Here is a 24,129-nt window from a genome sequence, read left to right as displayed (position 1 = left end):
TGTCGTACCGATTCATTGTCTCTCGTCCCCTCGTCAGCTTTCATTTTATTTCATACGAGGGTGTTTTTCGACTGCATTTTTATCGTAGCACTCCAGAAATGCGAAACTGAGTACCCATTAATTCTTAGCATGTACCTGATGAACATTACTGCTGGGGACACACGCGAGGTTATTGGTGAGTTATGTAGTTATTTGAATTGTCGTGCTCTAATCTCAGACGAGGGTGTAAGTCCGTATCATTTTATCTTGATCCAGGGACCAGCGGTGTGGGAACAGGTAAACTACGATATTAGCAGATTTGATGACAATACACCTATTCAACTCAGGTGATTACGTTAACGGGGAAGCTATTCAAACAGTAGGGGGAGAACCGTGTTTGAGTTTCATGGATGGATTGTATTGAGATATCACACTCATGATACAAATGAACTTCTTCAGGATAAGGCTTACAAGAATTTTATTAACTATTTGAAAGATGCGGATACCGAAAGACTGTCGAATAGTATACGAAGAAATGGTCAAGACTCATGGACCATCACCGGTTTACATAATCATCGTTCAAGTTATGTATTAGATATATATAAGTGGGTGTCTGAGAACTTACCTGGTTCATACGGATTGTTATATATGCATGACGACGAAGATGCTGAATATAACAACACATTTGTCGTATGGAAGTTGGTTCGTGGCATTCTAACACGTGAAACGGACCCTTTTTTGTCGCCCTATGTTCCTGTAGTTGAGGATGAGTATGGAACCCGATTGAGTTGATTAAGCTAAGAGGTACTTTCACAAGAAGGGGATATTTTCATGCCAGTCCCAAGCGAGTTGGATGGTGTTAAGGGACCACTCCACACAGAAATACAAAGGGAAATAATTTTGGCATTATTATCTGCGCTAAACAACAAATCATCGTAACGGGTCTCGCTATTGCCCAATATGATGGCGACGAGGGATTCTACCTTTTCTCCTGCGATCTTGAGTGGAACGTTATCGGTTCGGTGATACTCTTTACTCGTCGCTGATAGAAGCAAAGAAATGTGCTGAACTGACCTGCGAAGTAAGTATTAGATGGGTCGATGTGCTGAACTATCGGGTGTACGTTAGTTTCATCAAACAACTAGGACGAAGCTGCCAGTACGATCGCGCAGCTCTATTGCGTTAATTGGACCGTTTAACGGATTGTTGGAACCTTCTGGTGGTTGGTAAAGTCTTATTAAATAAAGATGGGTGTGAGGGGATAAGTTGTCTAATACAGGTTTTATGGCTACTCCTCTTGGAGTTGTATTTGCGGTTATCATTTTAGTGATCATTGTTACGTTAATTACTTTGTTCTTTAGAGCATGGAGGAAGTAATCCATTTTACCTCAGATTAAACTAAACGGGTACAAGAGCGAAGTGATGGGTCCGATCCATCGTTCTTATTATGATTTACGGCCGTTCAATCAAATGATCAGTAATTCAATAAATTAGGTGAAGGGGGGCTTAAAATAAATAACGAACTTGAAATCCAACAGTTAAAAGAACGGGTCAAGAAGCTTGAAGATCAAATAGAGAAAATCGGTTACGAGCCTCGCGGTTCCAAGCCGTTCTGGGTTAATTACCTGGTTTCGTTTATTGTTGTATTTTTGGCAATTTTGGTGGTAATGGGATTAATACTGTTGCTCAACTATCGGGGACGCTAGCTCCATAATTTATTTTCAAAATAAGGATTAACCCCTCCCAAAGATAGTGAGGCTAATAGTAATTAGCATTGGGAGGGATTTTGTTTTAATGAAAATGACTCATCTCTGGAAATTGTATGAAGCCGATAAGCGTATTCTGGGTTTTAGTCCGCATACTTTAAAAGCGTATTCCCTTCAGTTTAAGGTACTTGTCCGTGAGATAGGTAACCTTAACATTAGTGAAGTGACATTGGACTTATTGAAGGAGTACCTGGCTAGACAGTCAGAGCGGCTAAAGCCTAACAGCATGGGCCACCGTATACGCTTTATTCGGTCCTTGTTTCGGTTTGCTTTTGAGGAAAGACACATTGCGAATAATCCTACAACAAAGCTCAAAGAACCCAAAGTGGCTGCTCCGCGATTGTGCATGGTAAAGGCTCTAAGCAGCGGGAAGTGTATTTTACAACTGAACGCAAGGTCTGGTTAAAGAGATACCTCGAGGCGCGCAAGGATTTTTGCAAAGCGCTTTTCGCGACGGAGTCGGTTCCTGCACGACGGATGGCTATACCCACCATTCGTTATGCGGTTAAGAGGCTTGCAGCCCGCGGGGAAGTTGCGGCAAACGTTTATCCTCATCGCTTTCGTCACACATATGCTTGCCATTTACTTGATAATGGTGCGCCATTAGACTTTATTCAAGGGATGCTGGGTCACGAAAAGGCATCAACAACTCAGATCTACGCTCAATTACGCGGGGAACATCGTCCGGAATTATATAGACGATATTTTTAGGTCCTTGGGCTCCAATGAACTAATTGAGCAGAGTATCACAGCCAAAGACTGGTTGTCGCAATGGGAGGAGCGAATGCGGTGAGTCTGTTTCACTATATTGCATCAAATAACCCCTTGCCTTTAGGGGAAACGGGAGGAAGAAAATCAGCATTAGATAAGAGCGGACGTATGCCCACCAAAGCATTTCATTTTTTGTCGAATGAAAGTTCTTATGTTCACTTTCCGGGTGATTACCCATCCTCGATCTGCGAAGATGAAATTGAAGTATACGAAACAATTGAAGATGCGGCAGGAATAATGATTTATGATTTACATCAAGGCTACGACACGATACGAAAACACTTTAAGCAGCCGTATGTTTATGGAATCGCACCTAATTGGGGGAGTTTTCACTTCAACCTAGAGGTGAAAGAACTCTTCCCAGAAGATTATAGGGCTTCTGTAAAGTGTGTCACTGTCCTCTTCGACTTAATGAAGAAAATTGGTGACGATCAGGCCGTTTTTGAACTATACTCATGCTGGATTGGAGAGGAAACTCAGGAAAGAAATCCTGAGCTTGACACATTTATAAGACTCTCCATATTTACGTTAGGAGATCAGTTTGAACTGAAGGAACGGCAGTACATTTCACTTGTAAAATGAGTTGGAAGTTGCGTTGCTGTAACGGAGACAAGAGCGTCATGAACAGGCTGCCGGTTGGCAGTCTGATGAGCGATAGGGGCGGCTATAAGCTTTGCCGATTTTCCACACAAAGGGAATTACACCTCGGATAGGATTTACTTCATGCATCCAGAGAAAAATATTGTTTTTCATATGTACGATGACCGCCCGGCAACGCAATGCGCACCGGCTTCAAAATGAGGCCGCCGCTTGTTCCGGCGTACATATTCGTACTTCGACAATGCCGGGAACGAAAACACTCTCGCTTAACCTACCAGCGTGAGAAAATCAAATTATACCGAGGGAGTTTATCTCCCCAGAGCAAACGTTAGATCGATTTTCTTCCTATCATAGTCTAATATCCACTCATTATATTCCATATACAATGCAATTAACGATTCCGTTTGGGTAGCCACTATATCCAGTCCAAAGTCCTTTTCTTCATAGTTTCTGATGATAATAGGAACCGGCTGCTCGCGGTCAAAAACGTACAATTCTTTTTGAAACATTCCCGCTCACCTCTTGGAAGTGCGAATCTCCTGTAACAACTACATAGACCTGGTTTTCAATCGTTCTCGCATGGCTGGTGTAACGGACGCGATCCGGAAATTCGATATCGTAGCAAGTCAGCATGCCGATCGTTCCTTTGACGGTCTCGAACACTTGCAACCTTTCGTCAAGGTGCATCTTCCATTCCTTTACTTCTGTTGGTGTGATATGAAGTTTGGGTTGCTCTGCAACGGTTCCATCTGGATAAAACAAATGAGCAACATTATACAAACGGTTATCTTTTCGGACAACATGACCAGATATGACTCTGTGAAATTAGGCAAATCATCCGGACGTCATTTATTGTGTTTTAAATCAGTCCTCATTACAAGTACATACGAAAAAGTGGCATAGTATCCCTGGAGTAACTATCACACGTCAAAGTGCCTACTTACGGAAATGAAACGATGGCTCTACAATAGGTTTGAATTGAAAAACAAATCATTTTGAAGGAGAGATCATCATTATGGAGCTACAATTGGCGCTGGATCTTGTAGACATTCCCGGTGCGAAACAAGTGGTTGCGGAAGTAGCGGAGCATATAGATATCGTCGAAATCGGCACGCCGGTCGTCATTAACGAAGGGCTGAGAGCGGTAAAGGAAATCAAAGAGGCATTTCCGTCGCTGCGCGTTTTGGCCGACCTGAAAATAATGGACGCGGGCGGATACGAGGTTATGAAAGCATCGGAAGCGGGAGCGGATATCATTACCGTTCTCGGAGCATCGGATGATTCGACGATTCGGGGTGCCGTCGAAGAAGCCAGGAAAAATAACAAAAAAATCATGGTCGACATGATCAACGTGAAGGACATTGAAGGCAGGGCGAAGGAAATCGACGCGCTTGGCGTGGATTACATTTGCGTCCATTCCGGATACGATCATCAGGCTGGAGGAAAAAACTCCCTTGAGGAGCTTACAGCCATCAAACGTGTCGTCAAGCATGCAAAAACGGCGATCGCAGGCGGCATTAAGCTTAATACGCTGCCGGAAGTCATCAAAGCCAAACCGGATCTGGTCATTGTCGGCGGCGGCATTACCGGTCAGTTGGACAAGAAGGCAACTGCGGCAGAAATGAAAAGAATGGTTAATCAGGCCTAATCTCATGAAAACGACAGAATATGCTGCAGAGATCGTCAAGGAGCTTCATCGTTCGGTAGAGCGGATCGCCGAAGAAGAGTCGGAAACATTGGCCGACATCATTTTGCAATCAAACAAGGTATTTGTAGCAGGCGCAGGAAGATCGGGTTTAATGGGACGGGCTTTCGCCATGCGCCTGATGCATACCGGGAAAGACGCTTATGTGGTTGGAGAAACGGTAACTCCCGGCATCGACAAGGGCGATGTCCTGATCATCGGATCGGGCTCAGGGGAAACAAGAAGCTTGATCCCGATGGCCCAAAAAGCGAAGAGCCTGGCGGCGTCTGTTGTTGTGGTCACGATCGCTCCGGAGTCGACGATTGGTAGTCTGGCGGATGCTCTGGTAAAGCTGCCGGGGTCACCCAAGAATCAAGCAGGCAGCAGCCATTCGACGATCCAGCCGATGGCCTCTTTGTTCGAACAAACTTTATTGGTATTTTACGACGCCGTCATTCTCCGGCTGATGGACAAACGGGGGCTGGAGTCCGGCAGGATGTACGGCAGACATGCCAACCTGGAGTAAGTCGATCGCAAGCAATTTTACAGAAACTCCTCGCTGCTCTTGGTGAGAACTTTCCTTCATACATGAAGACACGGAAGGTTGCGAACGGTTTCTTCTGGATGTGTAAAGTGGAGACGCCACTACTTTACGCATTGGGAAGAGGTTGGAAAGCAGTTGACGCACTCGAATCATGTATTAAATGTTCAGTCCCTTCAGTTTCCAAACAGGAAGTATATCCTTATATCTACTGTAGGTACTTGTGATATACTACCAAGAGGAGGGGATGGATGATGGCGAACGAAGTAAAAGATCGAATCGATTTGATGACGATTAACTGCGAGAAGGAATTGACGCTGGCCGTGATCGGAGGCAAGTGGAAATTAATCATATTGTGGCATCTCGGTATGGAAGGAACGAAACGGTTTAGCGAGCTGAAAAAACTAGTCCCTCACATTACGCAAAAAATGTTGACCAATCAGCTGCGCGAATTGGAAGAAGATCAGTTGATCTTCCGTAAAGTATATCCCGTGGTCCCGCCCCGGGTTGAATATTCTTTGACGGAACACGGCGAAAGTCTAATGCCTGTCTTAAAAATGATGTACAATTGGGGAAAAAAATATGGGGAACAAGTAATATGGAAAGACGGACAGACTTGTCAGGGGACCCCATTGTAATCTATCAATAAACCTCTTGTCATTACCAATAGCAGGTGATTACTTTAAGCGAAACGAACCCCAGTGGGGAGATGGCAAAAGACAACGCGAAATCAAGCGCAGCTTGTACATTAAAAAAGCTGCATATTTACGTAGCCCTTACCTTTTTCTAGGTAAGGGCTATTAACGCTCAGCCAACTTTTTGCAATGACATCCATCTGGAGATCGGCTTATGAAGAATATCTTCAGGCGATGAAGTATCGACTAAGTTCTTGCCGCTTAACGGGTCAAGTTCTTGACGTCCGACAACTTAACTGTCGAGCGACAATAACATAACCCGATTAAAACCCGCCGTAGACTAAGAGGGAGGGGATGGATCAAAAAAAAACCTGGCCGGCGTATTAAGCTAACGGCAGATTTGTTAAATGAGTTCCAAACACATTTCCACTAATATGGTAAATTTAATTGGGGGAGAGTTTTTAAGCGGGAGGGGTTAATAATCGATTTTATTATCGTGATTTTACTTCTAATCGTTATTGGAATCTTGCTTAGAATAAATTCCAAATTACCTGGTGGGCGTGATCTGGCAAAAGAAGCGATGGATCGATACTACAAGGAAAAGGAGGAGGAAATAAAGAAGGAACAACATGAATCGTTGAGCTAAACGGAGACGAGAGCACGGCAGCGGTGGAGCCGATGCACCGCCTTTTCGTATTGCTGCGCGATCGTTGTATTAACGGGCAGTTCAACGCACCGCCCACTCTTGTAATTCAGAAGGTAGTCCGTAGGAAGCAATATGATTGTGATTAATCAACCTTACGGAGGGACCGACTGATACTCGAAATGTCAAATGGTCTTTCCCAACAGGGACGTGATGGCCTAAGCTTGGCTCAACTTCAACAGTAATTGAAAAAACAAATCCACGAAAACCATTCACTCTGTGGGTATCGATAACGGAAATATGCCATGGCTCAATTTCAGGCTTGACCTTTAGAATGTTCGGATAGTAATAGTCCCCAATTGCTTCGTAAATGTTGGGAGTCATAAAGAGCATGAGCATATCATCTACCCTGAGTTGCTCAGAATCTTGGATTGGCTTAGCAAAAGCAAGGTCATTGGTTTGCGGTACTAAAATCGCCATGCTCAGCATAACTGCATTAATGATTTTTTTCATCTGAACAATTCCTTTACTAGTGCAGTATTTCAAACATTTTTCCCAGGTGCCGTAAAATTATGAGTTTTCGTGAGATAAACCCTTAAACCAGAGGGACGGGTACGATAGCTCCACATTACACAACGGCAGCCGACCACACGACCGGCTGCCGTCGCTCATTGAAGTAATGGGCAGCTTTGTTCATAAAATGCAGGAGTTTATTCAGCTATGTGGAAGTCTATGTGATAAAAAGTATGCCTGAGCTCCGTCTAATTTGAGAATCGAAGGTGATACGTATGAGTCAAGCCGCTCACCAGTTGGAAAAACAAGTAACAAAGACAGTACGGGTAAACTATCTGCTGCATTTGCCGGAAGGCTATGAACAGGATAATAAAAGAAAATGGCCGCTGGTTTTGTTTTTGCACGGCGCAGGCGAACGTGGCGATGATATCCAAAAAGTGAAGGTGCATGGTATCCCCAAAATTGCCGAAAATGATCCGAGTCTACCGTTTATCGCTGTCTCGCCGCAGTGTGCTGAGGACTCATTCTGGAATGCCGAGAAAGATGCTCTGCTGGCATTACTCGATGAAATAACGACGAGCTTCAATGTAGACGAAAAGCGGGTTTATCTTACCGGACTAAGTATGGGAGGCTATGGTACGTGGGATCTGGCGTCGTCACACCCAGAAAAGTTTGCAGCTATAGTGCCCATTTGCGGAGGCGGCAATCCGAATCGAGTGCAAGCGTTGGTCAATACGCCTGTGTGGGCGTTTCATGGTGCAAAGGACAATGTCGTAAGGCTTGAAGAATCAGAGAATATGGTCAACGCTCTGCAAGCGTGTGGCGGAAATGTAAAATTTACTGTATATCCCGAAGCTGACCACGATTCTTGGACGGAAACATATGCAAATCCTGAGTTATATTCATGGTTATTGGGTCATTCACTTGATTGATATAAGTGAACGATACAGACTATGACGCTAAGGAATTTGAGAATTACTCGACGAATTTTCAAATTAGATACAAACTTTGAACCAACGAGAAACAATAGTTCCATCACGACACGACGGCAGCCGGCCAAAAGATCGGCTGCCGTTGTTCGTTGAAGTAAAAAAATTTCCGTGATAACGATCTTCTTCACTGTTAAAATGTGGAGAGAATGGTAAACGAGGAGATAAATGATGAATACCGGCTTTCGGGTCGATACCGATGTAAATCGACGCCAAACTTTGAGGCAAGTGAAGCAAGCTGCGCTTAAAGCTTTGCAGGAATACGAAACAGAATGGACCTCCGTTCATTTCATTCAAGTATCCGAACATATCACCTTCCGCATAGTTACCGACGAGGGAGAACAATTCTTGCTCCGCATTCACCCGGAAAACAAACCGCGCGAGGAAATTAACTCAGAACTAGAATGGTTGTTTTCGCTTAAGAGCAAGGGCCTTAGCGTGCCCGAAGCCGTATCGAATCGGGAAGGAGCTTTCATTACGGATACGTTGACGATTAACGGACAACGGTTCTATTCGACCTTATTGAGATGGATCGAAGGGGAACGTCTGGAGAAAGGTGAATTAGCGGAGGAAGTAGTCCGAAAAATGGGAGTGATGATGGCGAACCTTCACGAGGCAAGCTCTGATTTTAGCCCGTCTACCGGTTTTTCTCGTCCTTCTTGGGGCCTGCAAAGCTTTAAACGAGATTGGACGCATCTGGGGCTGCATCACAGACATTTCATTTCGGATGAAGCTTTTGAGTTGTACTCTTTAGCTGCCACCAAAGTGGTAGATTGTCTCAACACGCTCACAAGTCATGAACGTAATTATGGAATGATCCATGCGGACTTACACATTGGCAATGTCGTTTTTCGGGATATTGAACCGTATCCTATCGATTTTGGGAGGTGTGGCTTTGGCTTCCATCTTTACGATATAGCTCAGTCCATCATGGGGCTATATCCATCACAAAGAGAATCTTTCATTCAAGGGTATCAGAGGATTAGAAAACTGGAGGACGGTTACATTCCGAAGTTAGAGTGCTTCTTCATCATGGCGATCATCGAGGCATATAGTTTCCATGCGGAGAATCCTCTTGAAACAGAAGGCTTGATTGAAGAACAACCCTATGCACAAGCCATATTAAGAGCTTATGTAGACGGAGCATCGTTCTTGTTCCAGCAACTTGAGGTCTCTTAACTCAAGTATCTTGGCAGTTATGTGGAACTACATAAGATAGTTATTGCGGCACTGGTGCATTTTGGAAAATGGGGGTATACCTTATAATTAGGAAAAAGTAAGATGGCAAAGGAGAGATTCCCTGTTGAAAATTTGGTGGCTAGATTATCACCCAGTTTATAATACTGTTAATTTTGAAAATTATGAAGATGGAAAAAATGTTAGAGAAATGGTTCAAGACGCGAGCCCGTTATCAGGAAATTGGATAAGATACAACGTGATATTAAATAACAAGGGCAAGCCTTCGGATATTCTCAATGCAGTTGGGGGGGCGCTTATTGTAAGTGAACGAGCAAAGGATATAATTACACAGATTCCAAACCTAAATGTTGAATTCTTGCCTTTATCTAGCTCTGAGGGTGTTTTTTTTGTATTGAATGTATTAACGGTTTTAAATTGTGTCAACCCGAATCATTCAAAAGAGAAGCGTCTGGGTAGCTCGAATAAATTAATCGATTATGAAGAGCTAGAGCTTTATAAGGATGTTGTACAAGACAAGGATCTTTTCAGAATCATGTTACATGAGGGAAATACGGTATTACCGAAGATTTATGTCTCTGATCGTCTAAAGGATTTGTTGGAAAACAACCTAGAGGGATATCAACTCGTGGAGATGTGGGACTCGGAGTTTTCTTGGAGGCAAAAGGAAGAAAAGTACGCTTCAATGTGTGAAGAAGTCGATAAATCGATAAAGGGAACGTTTAATTTTGAGAAAGCTGTAAACTACGTGCAAAAAAACAAAGGACAATTAATATATAGTGGGAAATGGGCGTTAAAGGTTGACGAGGAAAATGAAATATGGCTGGGGCAGTTATCATTAAACGGTACTTATTCTTGGATCAACCCAATATATTATCCTCCTGTCATACTGGGATTAACATGGGGCACTAAATGAAAGAGACTTACTACATGGCTGCCAAGCAAATAAGCGGCAGCCTTATTAAGCGATTTGGGCAGGATAGCTGAATATTAATTCCGGTGAACCGTATAGTAGTAAAGCAAAAAGTTGAGTTGAAGGTTTAGCTTCGATATGAAGGAGCGCGTAAATACTCAACACATGGAATCGGTCATATTAATGTTTCTTAAAGACCGAGATGAACCGGTATTGCTGAGACGAGACCTTATCAAGAATAGTTCTCCATCATTTGAAATAAATAATTTCGAAAGTCTTCAACATAGGTTTTGGGCTCTACAACTTTTAGATGAGTGCCGAAGCTTGCTAAAAATTGAAATCCCGTACGATTTTGAGGGACATAAATGGTTGCTAATAAAAATCCAGAACCATGGTCTTCAATACTTCTTCGACCATACCTTTCGATGATTTGATCTTTTATGCTAGGCGATATCCACGCCTTAACCGTGACGAGTTGCGGTAGATAACTTGCTTCGTGTCCTGACGTGGCTGCCGGCGCTGATCGGCGGCCTCACTGCGTTAACGGGGCAGAATTGTTTAATGTACATTATGGATCATATGGTAAAATCAATACGGAAAAATCTTGGTAGTAGTGCGTCCACAATTTGTTGTTGGAAATGAGGAATGAAAACGATGACCGACCATGACACCTATATTGCTGCGGCTCCGGAACAATTCCGCCTGCTGCTGGCTCAATTACGCGCTCAGCTTGCCTCTACACTGCCCGACGCAGAAGAAGTCATCGAATACAAAATGCCTGGGTTTCGGATCGGAAAATCGATCATCGCGGGGTATGCTGCCTTCACTAAGCAATGCGGCCTCTATCTGTCCCCCGGCGCAATTGCCGCCCATGCTGATGAAATTTCCGCTACCGGACTTAAGGCTAGCAAGACGGGCGTCACCTTCTCGGCACGCAAGCCCATCCCTGACGATCTCGTTGAACGGCTCGCCCTTGCTTCGCGAAAGGACCTTGGGCTGTGAACGGACCGGTTCGCTAACGTCCGCAGAGTCCGCATTGCCTCTGCCTAGTTAACTTATAAGCCCCTTTTGATAAAGGAAATGGGCAGCGTTGAGCAGATGCTGCTCATGGTGTGAGTTATTATGAAATAACAGTTAGATTATGAAATTTGGGGCCAACAAGGATTACGCTGAATTGTACCTAAAGAATGACTCCACAACAGCCCAATATCACCTCGTTGGCTATAAAGTAATACCCAAGGAATTCTAACGGAGACGAGAGCGCGGCGGTGGATCAACCCACCGCTTGTTTACGTTGCTGCCCGATTGCTCAGCTATCGGGGCAGGATACTTCAATTATGTGCTAAACATGTTATATTGGTCGATATAAGGGTGGGAGTAATGAGATTTTATATAGCGTCCAGTTTCAAAAACATTGAGAACGTGCGGAAAGTCGCGAGGGAGTTGAGAGCGCTTGGCTTTCAACAGACGTACGACTGGACAACACATTCGGACATAGACTCAATATCCAAACTGCGTAATATAGGCCATGAAGAAGTCTCAGGGGTTATGGCTGCAGATGTTGTGATTGTCATGCTTCCAGCAGGGAAAGGGAGCCATGTTGAGTTAGGAGTTGCTCTTGGGGCTGGGAAGAAGATTTATCTTTACTCCCCAACAAATGAAATAAATGAAATCGGAACCACTTCTACGTTTTATCATGTAGACCAGGTCGAACAGAGCACTGGCTCTCTAGATAACTTGATAAATTCAGTTTGTCAGAATTATTAAACATTCGGGGACAAGAGCGCAGCGGTGGAACCGATCCATCGCTTTTTCTTCGTTCACCTCTGGCCATTGAACAAACGGGGCAGTTTAACGGAATATAAATACTTCCTATAAAGGTATAGATTGCAACTTTTTGTATGACCTTGTTGTATTAAACAATGGAGGATAATTAATAATTAGCCGAGCGGGAGGGAAATCAGAAGTTGAATCGATTGCTCCTATCTTTAGTTACAATATTCCTAATCGCAGGATGCACAGATTATACAATGCAAAGCGGAAGGGCACAAGATAAGGTCGAACCGCTTGTGGTCGAAGGTGACGCGTACGATATGCGTTTTTTATTGTACGAGCATCGTGAATTGGGGCTGTCTACGTACGTACCGGAAGGACTAATCGTGGAGTTCGATGAAAAAGGTATGACTTTCTATGCGAAGGAACTTTCAGGGAAGAAATTTGATCGAACTCAATTCCGCATTTTTCAAGGCGGGGAAACCACCGAACAAACGGAAGAGTTAATCGTAAATCACTTTAGAGAAAGGAACGTTAAAACCGAACGCGTCGATCCAGAGCACTTTACTTTTTCGTTTTCATTGAGCGAACAAATAATCTCACTTGATTCGGAAAATTTAAGTCTGTTCGGCGGCGGCGCTGTGTTCAAAAGAGAAAATCGTTTCTATGGATTCATTTATCATTATACAGGCGAGATGGGGGACCTATTTCACCCCGTCGTGATGAAAGCGGTTGATGAGTTGGAATGGATGATATCATCCTGAAAATACCGAATTACTTTCAGGGATATATCCAAACATCATTTGTTGAGCTAACGGAGACTAGAGCTCAATAAACAACATGACGAGGCTGCCGTGGATCGATCGGCGGCCTCGCGCTGCTAACTGGGCAGCTTAGCATAATAAGTGATGCTTTCTTTGTATTCAGGAGAGGGTAATTTTAAGTTAGGCTCGAGAGGTGAATATTCTAAACTCAGAAATAGTTACTGCCGCTGTGTTTTGATTCAAAGTTAAATAGGTTTAACAGTGCCTGAGACTAGAATCTTGTCTGGCCTTCCTTCCTTACCTGGTTCAGCTTCCGAGTAGAACTGAAGACGTAAATCATCAACAATATCTGCACGATATCCTATTCTTAATTTTCCTTTTTCAAAATGGTTACCAAAATGTACCCATTTATTATCTCTTGCAACAACAGTCATCTCAGTGTCAGCGTCAAGGACGGTTATAACCAATTCTAAGTAGATATACTTTTTATCCAGATCAAAGACTATTTCACTAGGTTCATCCTTATTAGTACTTACCCCATCGATGATAAAACTTATCCCTAAATCCTCACCAAATTGTGTAGTGATTGCCTTATCATTAGTCTTAGTGATGTTGGAACTAGTTTTGACTCCATCTAGTTCAGCTATCGGAATTCTCGGATCTACCCCGATTTTGATTTTCTGCTTTGCAGCGTCATACTCGACTGGAACATTGAGAGCTTCTGCAAGCGAACGTAATGGTAGGTAGGTTGTACCTTGATAGACGATAGGCTCAAGTACAACATCTTGATTTCGGGGTGTCCAAGATTCTCCATTAAGTTCGAAAGTTTTACCCTTATCGAGATGAGCTTTGATCTCTTTCAAGGTGCCGCTTGCACCTACACTTACCCCTGCTGTAAACGTTGCGAGAATACCTAAAGTAATACCAAGTGTGGTGAGCTTTTTCTTCATACTCATGTTAGTAAACCCTTTCTCCAGTTTAATCATGTCGCCTTCAATCATGGTTTGGTCATCGGGGTGAACTCGAATATTATACTATTCATTCTTATCTATCGCACCACTTTTAGGAAATAGTTGTGTAACTGCTAAACCGGAATTACCGGAATTCGCTAGATTCAGCAAGAAAAATATTTGCCGATGTTCGCTCGAAATATCCTAACAACCAACGTATTTGCGCGACTCTTTTGCCACCGCAATATCACATTTCTTACAAGTCAAGAAAGAGGAGACAACCCATCTTGGAAAGTATTAAAGCGATTGCTGATTGATGCTTTGGTCATTCCGCTCCCTCGAGGACGTTAGTTCAATGAAAAGGCGACAGTCTAGGACTTTATTTTCTCGTCCGCAGCTGTCGCTTTTTCGATTTCTAGGGGTCAGTCTAATACTTATTTTATATGGGCTGCCGTATGGCAATTCTAAAAGCTGTGGAATCAAGACATCCAATCTAATACTTTATTTTTTACAGACGTCTGCGTCCTTTCTGAAAGTCCATCGTCTTAACGGATGAAGGACAATAAAGGAGGGCGAAAAAGATGAGCGAATTGAAAAACAAGGATGATTGCTGTGCCGATGATTGCTGCGAGAAGGACGTTCAACCGAACGATTGCTGCGAAGCGAACTGCTGCCCGGAAGAACCGAAGAAAGCGGCAAGTTGCTGCTAAGAAAGAGGTAGAGGCATGGAACAAGCTTATGTCGCAGAGATGATGGTAACTGCAAAAACGAAACAGTTGGAACCCTTCTTCGTGAATCACGAACAACGGAGGAAGGCTTCCGACAAGCAATATATGCTCCTAAATGTACTTAAATCGTTTCTCCCGCGGAAGAAGACACAACCGGTTTGCTGCTCATGTCGCTAACGAATGAAGCCACCTCCAATGGTTAAGGAGGCGGCTTCTTCGTTAATAAAGCTTTTCTAAAGCGGCGCGTTGCGGTTCGCGAATATTGATGATTGGGCGAATCTCCTTCGCCTTTTGTTCCGCATCCGCGATGGTGTCAGCCAGTCCGAGCGATATGAGCGTCCCAATGGCTACGGCACCCGTCCGACCTTTGCCGCCTCCACAGTGGAATGCGACATTTTTTCCCGACTTGTACGCTTCTATAACATGGTGTATTGCTTGTTAAAACAGTTCCTCTTGCGGAGTCTCGGCATTGTCGCCGATGGGAACTTGAATCCATAGTACGTTGGGGGCAGGATAAGCACATTGGGTTGCTTCTTCACGAAGGTCGACAACAACGTCGACGTGCTCGTTCTTTACCATTTGCTCCACATCGGATGCACCACCCATAAAGATGCGATCCGCCACCAACGAATCATAGCCTTTTTCCATTATCATATGCCTACTTTCTTTTGAACGATGTCAGTGGGATCGTGACCTCGGCATGAGGGGTACAACATAGGGAGAGGTCACGCGGGTCGCCTGCGGATTCAAACTTCGAATCCTCTTTGGTATAGAAAATTTCCCATGCATTCCCGTCAGGATTATTTTCCTTCCTTCACGAACTGTTCCATGCGGACTTTAATGGCATCCCGAACTTCACGGAACTTCGCCATAATTTCTTCTTCGGTTCCAGTTGCTTTCGCCGGATCGTCGAACCCCCAATGCCAACGCTCGGCTTTATCGTTACGCACGACAGGGCAGTTATCGTTGGCGTGTCCGCAAAGCGTAATAATATAGTCCGCCTTGCTTAGCGTTTCCGGGTCGATGACGTCGGAAGTGTGGTGCGCAATGTCGACGCCTGCCTCTTTCATCGCTTGAACGGCGCGAGGGTTCAAGCCATGCGCCTCAAGGCCGGCACTTTTGACTTCGTATTTGTCACCGCCCAATGCTTTAAGAAACCCATCGGCGATTTGGCTGCGGCAGGAGTTGCCCGTACAAAGAAAGTAAACCAATTTTCTATCCATCGTGAATCCTCCTGAAATGTAGTGTTTAAGAGATGAGGACAAGCCATAAGTAAAGCCCCACGAGCGTGAAAAAAAGTGTAGGAACCGTCAATAGGATGCCCACCTTAAAGTAATACCCCCACGTAATTTTCACGCCTTTGCGAGAAAGGACATGCAGCCATAAGAGCGTAGCTAGGGACCCGATCGGAGTAATCTTCGGACCGAGGTCCGAACCGATGACGTTGGCATACACGAGGGATTCTCGGATGGCGCCGGCTGTATTGGTCGCGTCAATAGCTAATGCATTGATCATGACCGTGGGCATGTTGTTCATGATAGAAGAGAGGATCGCGGCTAAGAACCCCATTCCTACGGTCGAAACAAACAATCCCTGTTCGGAAAACTGTCCGATTAGATTACCTAGCATATCAGTAAGTCCAACGTTCCGCAGGCCGTAAACCACTACATACATCCCAATGGAGAACACAACCACGGCCCAAGGCGCATCTTTGATGATGCGCATCGTCTCAATCGCCTTGCTCCGCTGGGCGATGATGATGAACAGTAAGGCCACTACGCCGGCGACGATGGAAACGGGAATCCGAACAAATCCGCTGACGAGATAAGCGACCAGCAGAATACCAAGAATGATCCAGGACCATAGGAACAGCCCCCGGTCTTTGATCGCCTCGGAGGGCTTCTTGAGTTGGCTTACATCGTAATCCTGCGGGATGTCCTTGCGGAAGAATAGAAATAAAACGAGTAAGCTGGCGCCAAGGGAGAACAGACTCGGAACGATCATCCGACTTGCATACTCGATAAAGGTAATCCCAAAGAAGTCGGCAGAAACGATGTTTACCAAGTTGCTGACGACAAGCGGCAGGGAAGTGGTGTCTGCAATAAATCCGCTAGCCATAATGAAAGGCAAGATCATCTTGTCAGGAAAACGCAGAGCCCGGACCATAGCTAGGACAATCGGGGTCAAGATCAGGGCCGCTCCATCGTTCGCGAAAAGGGCTGCAACAGCGGCACCAAGAAGAATGACATACACAAACATTCGTTTTCCGTTTCCTTCGGCTAATCGGGCCATATGAAGGGCGGACCATTCAAAAAAACCGATGTCATCAAGAATCAGGGAAATGAGGATGACAGCGACGAACGCTAAAGTTGCATTCCATACGATACCGGTAACGGCAGCTACATCGCCGAGACTTACGACTTGAAACAGAAGGGCAAGAATCGCCCCTGCGGAAGCGGACCATCCGATGTTGAGTCCTTTCGGCTGCCAAATGACGAACGTTAAGGTGACGACGAAAATAAGCGATGCGACGATAATCATGACGGCCTCCGATTTAGCTGCAGGAATTCGTGCTGGTCAGTTGAAGTAATTTCTCTTTTGCCGATGGAAGGATTGCCAAGACGGGCTCCAAATGGGGCTTATCCTTCATATTCAGGGAATAATATACCCATTGACCTTTCCTGGATTCATGTAACAATCCCGCATCTTTCAATTTTCTTAGATGCTGACTGATGTTCGGTTGACTCGTTTGGAGAAGCTCCACCAGTTCGCAGACGCATAACTCTCGCTCTTTCAATAGGGAGACGATGGTTAATCGGTTCCTATCGCCAAGGAGCTTAAACAACTCGGCGAATTCCTCCGTACTTGCAGTGGTTGCGGCTGTGCCGTGGTCGGCATGCAGGACGTTCAAGGTAGAGAGGAGCTCCAGAACCTTTAGCTTAATGGCGTCTCGAGCTTTCCGAACTTCCGCGATATCGCCGCTAGGGAGCGGGTCGGGAATATTCCATTGGTGATTTTGGATCCCGAACGGTACAACCGGGCAGCGCTCTTTCAGTTGTTCGCAAAGCTTAACAACGACGTTCGCACCCATAAACGTCTTCATGTCGATCTTCTTCGAAAAGTGGGCGCTGAGATCAATTCCTTCCTCCTTCATCGCCTCAATCGTTAACGGGTGGACTTCCTCGCCTTCCAAGCCGGCGCTCTGGACAATAATGTTTGGACCGCCGTAATGCTTCGCATAAGCTTCGGCGATTTGGCTCCTGCAACGATTTTGCATACAGAGGAAATAAATCCGAATTGGTTTTATCATCGGTTAGAACCCCCTTATCCATTCGGTTATCATTATATAATTAATTGATTATATTGTCATCGCAACAGGTGTTAAGATATTATTTACTTGCAAAATGCAATTAAATTCGATAAAACAAGGTCTAGAGGTGATTCTCATGGAAAACGTTCGCGAACTATTCCAGATCTTAACCCGTAGGTTTGGTTTTCTAAACAAAAACTGTTGTTCCGCCGGCGGGTTTGACATTTCCCTAGTCCAAAGTCATATTCTTTACGAAATCGATCGTCAGCATAACCCATCTATACAGCAGGTTGCGGAGGCACTAGGTACCGACATTACGACTTTTAGCCGACAAGTTCAATCTTTAATGAAGATGAATTTAGTGAAGAAGACGTCCGATCCTGACGATCGAAGGGTATACGTTCTTTCGTTGACGACGGAAGGGAGGTTCGTGGCTGCGACGATCGATAAACAAATCAACGCCTATCTAGATGAGGTTTTCTCCCATATGAACGAATTTGAAAAAGAAACAGTCCTTCGTTCACTGAGACTCCTTAATGGAGCCATGTCGAAAACAAGTTTATGCTGTTCCACCCAAAATGGGTGATTTTTTTTCGGATGATACTTGCAAATTGCAAGTAAAAATGGAGGCGCTATGATGGATATCGTTTATGATTGCATCATTATTGGAGGAGGGCAAGCTGGACTCGCCTCCGGGTATCATCTAAAGAAGAAGGGGCTCCGATTCTTGATCTTAGAAGCAGGTGAAGAAGCCACCGGGTCATGGCCTCGTTACTACGATAGTTTGAAGCTCTTTTCGCCGGCCGGCTTCTCTTCGCTCCCGGGAATGAAGTTTCCGGGTGAACCGAATGGCTATCCCACGAGAGATGAGGTCATTCGTTACTTACAAGAATACCGGGACAAATTTCAACTGCCGGTTCAGTTGAAGCAGCGGGTGGAGTCCGTTGAGAAAGAGGGATTCGGGTTTGTAATTCGCACCACAGCTGGCGATCAATTCCGTTCCCGTACAATCATCAATGCAACCGGGTCGTTTCACAATCCCTATAAGCCCGCGATCCCCGGAGAGGAGCTATTTCAAGGACGTATTATCCATTCATCCGAGTATCGAAATCCGACGTCTTTTCGGAATCAACGGGTAGTAGTAGTAGGACGCGGGAACTCAGCTGTTCAAATCGGGGTAGAACTGGCGGAGGTAAGTAAAACGTCTTTAGCAGTGTTACGTCCCGTTCAATTTGTAAAACAACGTTTTTTGGGCCTGGATTTGCATTTCTGGGTCCGGCTAATCGGCTTTGATACCTTTCCGTTCTGGCGGTTCAGAAAAACCGCACCGAGTTCAAGCGCAGTAAATGACACGGGGAGGTATGAAGAAAGAATCTCTGCCGGGCAACCGGATCAACAACCCATGTTTACACGCTTTTATGACGATGGCGTAGTTTGGCCGAATGGACAAAAAGAACAGGTGGATACAGTCATCTTTGCAACGGGGTACAGACCTAATTTGCCGTACCTTGAAGGGATCGGGGCACTCGATGAAGGTGGAAAACCGTTGCATCGCGGGGGGATAAGTGTCGTTCCGGGACTGTATTATGTTGGGCTTGAAGGGCAGCGATCCTTTTCGTCCGCCACCTTAAGGGGTGTAGGGCCGGATGCTGGATTTGTTGTAAAGAAGCTAAAAAACCATTAAAAACATAGACTTAAGAACGAAAAAGGTTGGCATATCGATCACTAAGGTTATACTGGTAAGATAAGGAGGTTATGAAGATGCCGATATTGAAAGTAGGAGACCGATCGTTCGCGGTGGAGGAAGGCACGAAGCTGGTGCTCGCCCTCGAGGATCACGGGGTGGACATTTTGCATCGGTGCGGGGGCAACGCGAGATGCACGACGTGCCGCGTGGAGGTGCTGGAAGGCGACTTGGGCCCGATCGGCGAGGCGGAAGCGGGCATCCGGAATGCGAAGGGCATCACGGACGATCATATTCGGCTGTCGTGCCAAGTTCGCGTCGTTGCCGACGTCGCCGTGAAACCTCTGATGACGGTGTCGGAAACCGGAATGGACCCGGGACAACGGCCGCAGGCGTAGGGAAGGGAACCGACAAGATCGAACGAAGGAGCGCCTTTCGTTCGATCTTTTTTTTCTATGCGCCGTCGCTAATAAGCTCATCAAACTAAGTCCTAGCTCTTCTAGAGAATAGCTCCCGGAAGTCCACGCGACCGGAACTACGCCCTCCGCCATTGTCTTCCTCTTTGCGGGAACGATGTAAAGCAACAACGAGCTTCGTCATTCCATAAGCGGTGTACGAAACCGCAATGTCGATTAGAAATACATGAAAGTAATTCATCCCTTTACGTAATTCCAATATGCCGATGGCCTTCTCCAGTGGAGCAAATCCAAAAGCGAATGCGGCGCACAACGCGATCGAAAGCAATAGAAAATTTTTGTTGCGGTTGATGCAGTATTGATACAAAAGGATAAACGTGACCGGGATTAAGGAGGCGGAAACGTTAAAACCCATAGGCAGGAACGGGAAGATGAAATGGTGATGAAGAAAGTAAGCCCAATTCTCTAACGCAATATCGGTGTAAGTCCAAAGCATGTGTACCGAATATCCGAAAAAGAATAACTCAAAGATTTTCCTTCGATCTACCGCGAAGAAAAGGATGATGAGCGGGAGTAAAAGACTCGAAGCAACAAACCAAAATTGCCATGAGGTCGGGTCGGAATGGTGACCCCAATAGGAGTGGGCCGTCTCTGCGAATTGTTCCCTTAGCCCGATAATTAGATCTTGTGTTTTCCCCTTATCCTCCATTAAAACCACCCGTTCATTTTTCCTATAATATGGATTATTACGCTCGCGATTATTCAATTCCTAACCAATTAATGGGCGGAAGTGTTGACAAGACACCAAACGGTGTCCTATAGTCCAAACCACCGAATGGTGTCCAATTAAAATGAAGTTATTAGGAAAGTTTCACTTGAAACCATTATGAGAAGGAGGAAACAATGAATAAGGCGATCGGTGCGGAAACCTTGAGTTAGTGACGAATCTGGGTTACCCATTATACGTCTTGACCATTCTCGGGAGTTGGAAAGTCGTTGGAGCTATCGCTCTCGTCGTACCGGGTTTTCCGCGGCCGAAAGAGTGGGTAAACGCCGGTATCTTCTTTTTAATGACGGGCGCGGCTGCATCCCATGCGCTTGCGAACGATTATGGCGAGTACGGATTTTATATGATCCTTCCGCTTTCCTATACTGCACTCAATATCGCCTCGTAGGCGCTGCGTCCGAAGAGCCGCTTACTTCATTAAGTACTATAGAGAAGGGGGAGTTGTGAGCGAGAACAAACAGATTCGAGATGTGTTTGACGCGATTGCAGATCCGACCAGGCGCCGACTGATTCAACTATTGTCGGAGAAAGCGGAGATACCGCTCCATGAATTAACGGTACAGTTTCCGATGGGGCGTACAGCGGTATCCAAGCATTTGACAATTCTTAAAGAGGCCGGCTTAGTACTTGACCGGAAAGTCGGCAGAGAAACGCGATTTAGGCTGAACGCCTCTCCGCTCAGAGAAATTCAAGATTGGGTGGCTTTCTACAGCAAGTTCTGGAGTAAGAATATGTTGCGCTTGGGCCAACTATTAGAGGAGGAAGAAGAATGAATTTAACATTATCCCTGGATTTTCAGTACACGACAACGATCGAGAAGCTCTGGTCCGCCTTAACCGATTCGAGCAAGCTTGCCAAGTGGGTGGCCAACATCCAAACCGGTCAGCCGATGGAAAATAATTTTAAGCCCGTCGTGGGACACCATTTTCAATTTCGCACGCAACCGACCGAATATTGGAACGGAATTATTGAGGGCGAAGTCTTGATTGTGGAGGAACCGCACCGGTTGTCCTATACTTGGGCGAGCGGCGAGAAGCACACGATCACCTGGACGTTGCAGGACCTAGGGGACGGAAAGGTTAACCTTCATCTCGAACAAACCGGAATTTCTAATGCTCAAGCGCTCAATGGAGCGAAATACGGCTGGAGTAAATGGTGCGGCGATCTTGAAAAAGTATTTGCCTAGTCTCGATGTATCGGACAAAAGCAGAAGGAGGTACCATGATGGTAAAAGGTGAAAGAAATCCGAAGATTGATCCCTATTTTAACAAGCTTCAGAAGTGGAAAGAAGAATTCGAGCTGTTGAGGGAGATCGTTCTTGACTGCGGGCTGACCGAGGACTTTAAGTGGATGCATCCTTGTTATACGTTTGACGGTAAAAACATCGTTTTGATTCATGGCTTTAAGGATTACTGCGCGCTTTTGTTCCACAAAGGCGCGTTGTTGAAAGATCCCCATGGGCTTCTCATCCAACAAACGGAGAATGTTCAGGCGGCCCGCCAGATTCGGTTCACGAATGTACAAGAAATCGATGAAAAGCAACTTATCTTGAAAACATATATTGATGAAGCCATTGAAGTTGAGAAAGCCGGCTTGCAAGTGAACTACAAAAAGAATACGGATTACACCATACCTGAAGAATTAGCGAATAAATTCGTTGAAATCCCCGACTTAAAAACGGCTTTCGAAGCATTGACGCCGGGACGGCAAAGAGCATACATTCTGCATTTTTCTACGCCCAAGCAATCCAAAACTCGAGAGGCAAGGGTTGAAAAGTATATCGCGCATATCCTCGACGGAAAGGGATTAGACGATTAGAACAGGGGCAGCTTTGGGATAACCTTAGCTGCCTTTTGTATTCTCAAATAAGGTTGCATGATGCAACCACGCAACTATATGGTTGCTTATTCTTGACAAGCAACCGTGCGGTTGCTTATACTCGATGTATGAATTGGGACAATGACGCTATATTCAAAGCACTTGGCGACTCGACTCGGCGGCTCATGTTAGACGAACTATCCGAACGCAATGAGATGACGTTGTATGAACTTTCGGTACGTCTCATTATGAAGCACGACCTTTCCATTTCGCGGCAAGCGATAGCTAAACATCTTTCCGCATTGGAAGATGCAGGACTCGTAAAATCGGAAAAGAAAGGGAAATATCGAGTGATTATATTCAACAACGAACCGCTTAAAAATTTGCTGAAAGGATGGATTGAGTAACCGATGAAAATCATTGTTACGAGTATATTCGTTCAAGATCAAGACAAGGCATTGGAGTTTTATACAGAAACGCTGGGCTTTGTAAAAAAACATGACGTTCCCGTCGGAGAATTCAGGTGGATAACGCTTGTTTCTCCCGATGAGCAAGACGGAACCGAGCTTTTGCTCGAACCGAATAACCATCCTGCCGCCAAAGAGTATCAAAAGAAGATATTTGCCGAAGGCATCCCGGCAACCATGTTCGGCGTTGCAGATATTCATAAAGAGTACGAACGATTATTGGATAACGGCGTAAAGTTTACTATGAAGCCGACCAAAATGGGCGAACTCGCAATAGCCGTCTTCGACGATACATGCGGTAACCTTATTCAGATGATACAGAAGTAACCGATGAGGGTAACAACTGCATTTTCCATGCATAAAAATGGATTTTCAGGGAATTTTATTTCAATTCCACGCGAGGGGGTTGAAAATGCAGATGGCTGATTTCGAAGTGGATTCGAATGTGAACGAGGACCGGAATCGGGAGAAGCAACTCGATGATTCTTTTGACGCGTGGTATGAGAATATCGGCGATCAGGTCAAACGAAAATTCGATCTAACGAACGTTCCGCAAGCCAATGTGTTTGATTCTGCCGTTCATTTGGATGAGGATCCTAGTTGATGAAGCGTAACATGTAAGACGGACGCGTGCTTGGGCCGTAAAACCTGGCGTTTTGCCAGGTTTTACGGATCCTCGTTACATAATTTCGCAAGTTCCCCGACTTTCCACTCTCGTTGCATGCCCCCCCCCCTGAACAAATCGTGAACGAAATCTAGTATAATCAACGAAAGGGTTTAAGGAGCTTCTATGAATGAAATAATTTTATTCTAGGAGGAGACGGATTGGAAGTTTTTGGAGAATTTTTAGAGCGTATGCCTAACCCGCAGCATCGGGCGCGAACGGAAGAGGTTTTGGGTTGGGTGAGGAAGAGATTTCCGAATTTATTGCCTAAAGTTGCGTGGAATCAGCCGATGTATACCGATCACGGCACATTTATTATTGGCTTTAGCGTAGCCAAACAACATTTGGCCGTTGCCCCTGAAAGGGCGGGGATTGTCCGTTTCACGGATGACATTGTGCAGGCCGGCTACGATCACAGCAAGGAGCTGGTACGGATCCCGTGGGACCGTCCGGTCGATTTCTCATTACTTGAGAACATGATCGAGTTTAATATATTGGACAAGGCCGACTGTTCTACCTTTTGGCGGAAATAGAAAT

At 45.2% G+C, this 24,129-nt stretch carries 33 protein-coding genes and 3 pseudogenes; 25 read left to right on the top strand and 11 right to left on the bottom strand.

Translation table 11 applies throughout. The annotated features are described in order from the left end of the window. Positions 1-372 precede the first annotated feature (372 nt). From FE782_RS14595 to FE782_RS33410, 4 genes are all read left to right on the top strand, one after another. Positions 373-771 carry an Imm7 family immunity protein gene (locus FE782_RS14595; protein ID WP_138194942.1) on the top strand — a complete coding sequence of 133 codons (399 nt, stop codon included), beginning with the start codon at positions 373-375 and terminating at the stop codon, positions 769-771. A gap of 1,316 nt (positions 772-2,087) precedes the next feature. Continuing rightward, positions 2,088-2,456, top strand: a complete 369-nt coding sequence (locus FE782_RS33195) for a tyrosine-type recombinase/integrase (protein WP_338016894.1) — start codon at positions 2,088-2,090, stop codon at positions 2,454-2,456. A gap of 78 nt (positions 2,457-2,534) precedes the next feature. Next, positions 2,535-3,098 (top strand): hypothetical protein, encoded by a 564-nt coding sequence (locus FE782_RS14585; RefSeq protein WP_138194941.1) that lies wholly within the window; start codon positions 2,535-2,537, stop codon positions 3,096-3,098. Positions 3,099-3,170: 72 nt separating this feature from the next. Beyond that, the gene (locus FE782_RS33410) at positions 3,171-3,317 is read left to right on the top strand and encodes a DUF3885 domain-containing protein (protein ID WP_439116435.1); all 147 of its coding nucleotides are present in this window, start codon (positions 3,171-3,173) and stop codon (positions 3,315-3,317) included. A 107-nt stretch (positions 3,318-3,424) separates the two neighbouring features. Here FE782_RS33410 and FE782_RS33300 read toward each other — a convergent pair whose 3' ends face one another. Continuing rightward, on the bottom strand, positions 3,425-3,625 hold the full coding sequence (locus tag FE782_RS33300) for a DUF3885 domain-containing protein (protein ID WP_138194940.1): 201 nt from the start codon (positions 3,623-3,625) through the stop codon (positions 3,425-3,427). 28 nt (positions 3,626-3,653) lie between these two features. After that, positions 3,654-3,938, bottom strand: a pseudogene (locus tag FE782_RS14575) (nitrilase-related carbon-nitrogen hydrolase); the annotation flags it as partial. Between the two features lie 193 nt (positions 3,939-4,131). Between FE782_RS14575 and hxlA the strand changes: the two are divergent. The 3 genes from hxlA (at position 4,132) to FE782_RS14560 (ending at position 5,979) form a co-directional block, all read left to right on the top strand. After that, positions 4,132-4,764, top strand: coding sequence for a 3-hexulose-6-phosphate synthase (gene hxlA, locus FE782_RS14570; RefSeq protein ID WP_138194939.1), 633 nt, complete (start codon positions 4,132-4,134; stop codon positions 4,762-4,764). 4 nt (positions 4,765-4,768) lie between these two features. Beyond that, positions 4,769-5,326 carry a 6-phospho-3-hexuloisomerase gene (gene hxlB, locus FE782_RS14565; RefSeq protein WP_138194938.1) on the top strand — a complete coding sequence of 186 codons (558 nt, stop codon included), beginning with the start codon at positions 4,769-4,771 and terminating at the stop codon, positions 5,324-5,326. A 269-nt stretch (positions 5,327-5,595) separates the two neighbouring features. Next, positions 5,596-5,979, top strand: coding sequence for a winged helix-turn-helix transcriptional regulator (locus FE782_RS14560; protein ID WP_138194937.1), 384 nt, complete (start codon positions 5,596-5,598; stop codon positions 5,977-5,979). 724 nt (positions 5,980-6,703) lie between these two features. Here the strand turns inward: FE782_RS14560 and FE782_RS14555 are convergent. After that, entirely contained in the window at positions 6,704-7,132 is a 429-nt protein-coding gene (locus tag FE782_RS14555) for a DUF3888 domain-containing protein (protein WP_138194936.1), read from the bottom strand. Between the two features lie 275 nt (positions 7,133-7,407). Here FE782_RS14555 and FE782_RS14550 point away from each other — a divergent pair, with 275 nt between their 5' ends. The 3 genes from FE782_RS14550 (at position 7,408) to FE782_RS14540 (ending at position 10,234) form a co-directional block, all read left to right on the top strand. Then, positions 7,408-8,064: a carboxylesterase family protein gene (locus tag FE782_RS14550; protein ID WP_138194935.1), complete on the top strand. Its 657-nt coding sequence runs from the start codon at positions 7,408-7,410 to the stop codon at positions 8,062-8,064. 228 nt (positions 8,065-8,292) lie between these two features. Next, positions 8,293-9,300: a phosphotransferase enzyme family protein gene (locus FE782_RS14545; RefSeq protein ID WP_138194934.1), complete on the top strand. Its 1,008-nt coding sequence runs from the start codon at positions 8,293-8,295 to the stop codon at positions 9,298-9,300. A gap of 124 nt (positions 9,301-9,424) precedes the next feature. After that, on the top strand, positions 9,425-10,234 hold the full coding sequence (locus FE782_RS14540; RefSeq protein WP_138194933.1) for an imm11 family protein: 810 nt from the start codon (positions 9,425-9,427) through the stop codon (positions 10,232-10,234). A 229-nt stretch (positions 10,235-10,463) separates the two neighbouring features. On the opposite strand, the pseudogene FE782_RS14535 reads toward FE782_RS14540, so the two are convergent. Beyond that, positions 10,464-10,727 (bottom strand): annotated as a pseudogene (locus tag FE782_RS14535) (WCX domain-containing protein); the annotation flags it as partial. A 158-nt stretch (positions 10,728-10,885) separates the two neighbouring features. On the opposite strand from FE782_RS14535, the gene FE782_RS14530 reads away from it, so the two are divergent. The 3 genes from FE782_RS14530 (at position 10,886) to FE782_RS14520 (ending at position 12,768) form a co-directional block, all read left to right on the top strand. Then, entirely contained in the window at positions 10,886-11,233 is a 348-nt protein-coding gene (locus FE782_RS14530) for an iron chaperone (protein WP_202914536.1), read from the top strand. Between the two features lie 378 nt (positions 11,234-11,611). Then, the gene (locus FE782_RS14525) at positions 11,612-11,998 is read left to right on the top strand and encodes a nucleoside 2-deoxyribosyltransferase (protein ID WP_138194931.1); all 387 of its coding nucleotides are present in this window, start codon (positions 11,612-11,614) and stop codon (positions 11,996-11,998) included. A gap of 200 nt (positions 11,999-12,198) precedes the next feature. Then, positions 12,199-12,768: a hypothetical protein gene (locus tag FE782_RS14520; RefSeq protein WP_138194930.1), complete on the top strand. Its 570-nt coding sequence runs from the start codon at positions 12,199-12,201 to the stop codon at positions 12,766-12,768. A gap of 245 nt (positions 12,769-13,013) precedes the next feature. Here the strand turns inward: FE782_RS14520 and FE782_RS14515 are convergent, their stop codons facing one another. Beyond that, positions 13,014-13,769 (bottom strand): stalk domain-containing protein, encoded by a 756-nt coding sequence (locus FE782_RS14515; RefSeq protein WP_138194929.1) that lies wholly within the window; start codon positions 13,767-13,769, stop codon positions 13,014-13,016. A 530-nt stretch (positions 13,770-14,299) separates the two neighbouring features. Here FE782_RS14515 and FE782_RS33115 point away from each other — a divergent pair. Further along, positions 14,300-14,428, top strand: coding sequence for a hypothetical protein (locus FE782_RS33115; RefSeq protein WP_274388719.1), 129 nt, complete (start codon positions 14,300-14,302; stop codon positions 14,426-14,428). A gap of 237 nt (positions 14,429-14,665) precedes the next feature. On the opposite strand, the gene FE782_RS33190 is transcribed toward FE782_RS33115, so the two are convergent. The 5 genes from FE782_RS33190 to FE782_RS33405 form a co-directional block, all read right to left on the bottom strand. Continuing rightward, positions 14,666-14,866 (bottom strand): protein-tyrosine phosphatase family protein, encoded by a 201-nt coding sequence (locus tag FE782_RS33190; RefSeq protein WP_338016896.1) that lies wholly within the window; start codon positions 14,864-14,866, stop codon positions 14,666-14,668. Between the two features lie 18 nt (positions 14,867-14,884). Beyond that, positions 14,885-15,094, bottom strand: a complete 210-nt coding sequence (locus FE782_RS33185; protein ID WP_338016893.1) for a hypothetical protein — start codon at positions 15,092-15,094, stop codon at positions 14,885-14,887. Positions 15,095-15,246: 152 nt separating this feature from the next. After that, complete coding sequence (arsC, locus tag FE782_RS14500) at positions 15,247-15,669, bottom strand: arsenate reductase (thioredoxin) (protein ID WP_138194928.1); 423 nt, start codon at positions 15,667-15,669, stop codon at positions 15,247-15,249. A 25-nt stretch (positions 15,670-15,694) separates the two neighbouring features. Beyond that, positions 15,695-16,987 (bottom strand): arsenic transporter, encoded by a 1,293-nt coding sequence (locus tag FE782_RS14495; RefSeq protein ID WP_138194927.1) that lies wholly within the window; start codon positions 16,985-16,987, stop codon positions 15,695-15,697. A gap of 13 nt (positions 16,988-17,000) precedes the next feature. Next, entirely contained in the window at positions 17,001-17,756 is a 756-nt protein-coding gene (locus FE782_RS33405; protein WP_138194926.1) for a metalloregulator ArsR/SmtB family transcription factor, read from the bottom strand. 136 nt (positions 17,757-17,892) lie between these two features. Between FE782_RS33405 and FE782_RS14485 the strand changes: the two genes are divergently transcribed. The 3 genes from FE782_RS14485 (at position 17,893) to FE782_RS14475 (ending at position 19,838) form a co-directional block, all read left to right on the top strand. Further along, complete coding sequence (locus FE782_RS14485; RefSeq protein ID WP_138194925.1) at positions 17,893-18,342, top strand: MarR family winged helix-turn-helix transcriptional regulator; 450 nt, start codon at positions 17,893-17,895, stop codon at positions 18,340-18,342. 51 nt (positions 18,343-18,393) lie between these two features. Next, positions 18,394-19,440, top strand: coding sequence for a flavin-containing monooxygenase (locus FE782_RS14480; RefSeq protein WP_138194924.1), 1,047 nt, complete (start codon positions 18,394-18,396; stop codon positions 19,438-19,440). Positions 19,441-19,517: 77 nt separating this feature from the next. Further along, entirely contained in the window at positions 19,518-19,838 is a 321-nt protein-coding gene (locus tag FE782_RS14475; protein ID WP_138194923.1) for a 2Fe-2S iron-sulfur cluster-binding protein, read from the top strand. Positions 19,839-19,923: 85 nt separating this feature from the next. Here FE782_RS14475 and FE782_RS14470 read toward each other — a convergent pair whose 3' ends face one another. Next, complete coding sequence (locus FE782_RS14470; RefSeq protein ID WP_138194922.1) at positions 19,924-20,565, bottom strand: hypothetical protein; 642 nt, start codon at positions 20,563-20,565, stop codon at positions 19,924-19,926. A 214-nt stretch (positions 20,566-20,779) separates the two neighbouring features. On the opposite strand from FE782_RS14470, the pseudogene FE782_RS14465 reads away from it, so the two are divergent. The 8 genes and pseudogenes from FE782_RS14465 to FE782_RS14430 form a co-directional block, all read left to right on the top strand. Next, positions 20,780-21,031: pseudogene (locus FE782_RS14465) on the top strand (DoxX family protein); the annotation flags it as partial. Positions 21,032-21,086: 55 nt separating this feature from the next. Further along, complete coding sequence (locus FE782_RS14460) at positions 21,087-21,416, top strand: ArsR/SmtB family transcription factor (protein WP_138194920.1); 330 nt, start codon at positions 21,087-21,089, stop codon at positions 21,414-21,416. Beyond that, positions 21,413-21,829, top strand: a complete 417-nt coding sequence (locus FE782_RS14455) for an SRPBCC family protein (RefSeq protein WP_138194919.1) — start codon at positions 21,413-21,415, stop codon at positions 21,827-21,829. Before FE782_RS14460 ends, FE782_RS14455 begins: the two co-directional genes overlap by 4 nt. Before the next feature lie 38 nt (positions 21,830-21,867). Next, entirely contained in the window at positions 21,868-22,461 is a 594-nt protein-coding gene (locus tag FE782_RS14450; RefSeq protein WP_138194918.1) for a YdeI/OmpD-associated family protein, read from the top strand. 128 nt (positions 22,462-22,589) lie between these two features. Then, a complete protein-coding gene (locus FE782_RS14445) occupies positions 22,590-22,868 on the top strand; it encodes an ArsR/SmtB family transcription factor (RefSeq protein WP_138194954.1) in 279 nt (92 codons plus the stop codon). Positions 22,869-22,871: 3 nt separating this feature from the next. Beyond that, the gene (locus tag FE782_RS14440; RefSeq protein ID WP_138194917.1) at positions 22,872-23,255 is read left to right on the top strand and encodes a VOC family protein; all 384 of its coding nucleotides are present in this window, start codon (positions 22,872-22,874) and stop codon (positions 23,253-23,255) included. 91 nt (positions 23,256-23,346) lie between these two features. After that, positions 23,347-23,532 carry a hypothetical protein gene (locus tag FE782_RS14435; protein ID WP_238392490.1) on the top strand — a complete coding sequence of 62 codons (186 nt, stop codon included), beginning with the start codon at positions 23,347-23,349 and terminating at the stop codon, positions 23,530-23,532. 221 nt (positions 23,533-23,753) lie between these two features. Then, positions 23,754-24,125, top strand: coding sequence for an iron chaperone (locus FE782_RS14430; RefSeq protein WP_138194915.1), 372 nt, complete (start codon positions 23,754-23,756; stop codon positions 24,123-24,125). The last annotated feature ends 4 nt before the right edge of the window (positions 24,126-24,129 follow it).

Origin of the sequence: Paenibacillus antri, from assembly GCF_005765165.1 — a bacterium.
Classification (GTDB): Bacteria; Bacillota; Bacilli; order Paenibacillales; family YIM-B00363; genus Paenibacillus_AE; species Paenibacillus_AE antri.
Note: the sequence above shows the minus strand (reverse complement) of the source record. Positions and strands in the feature narration are given on the sequence as shown.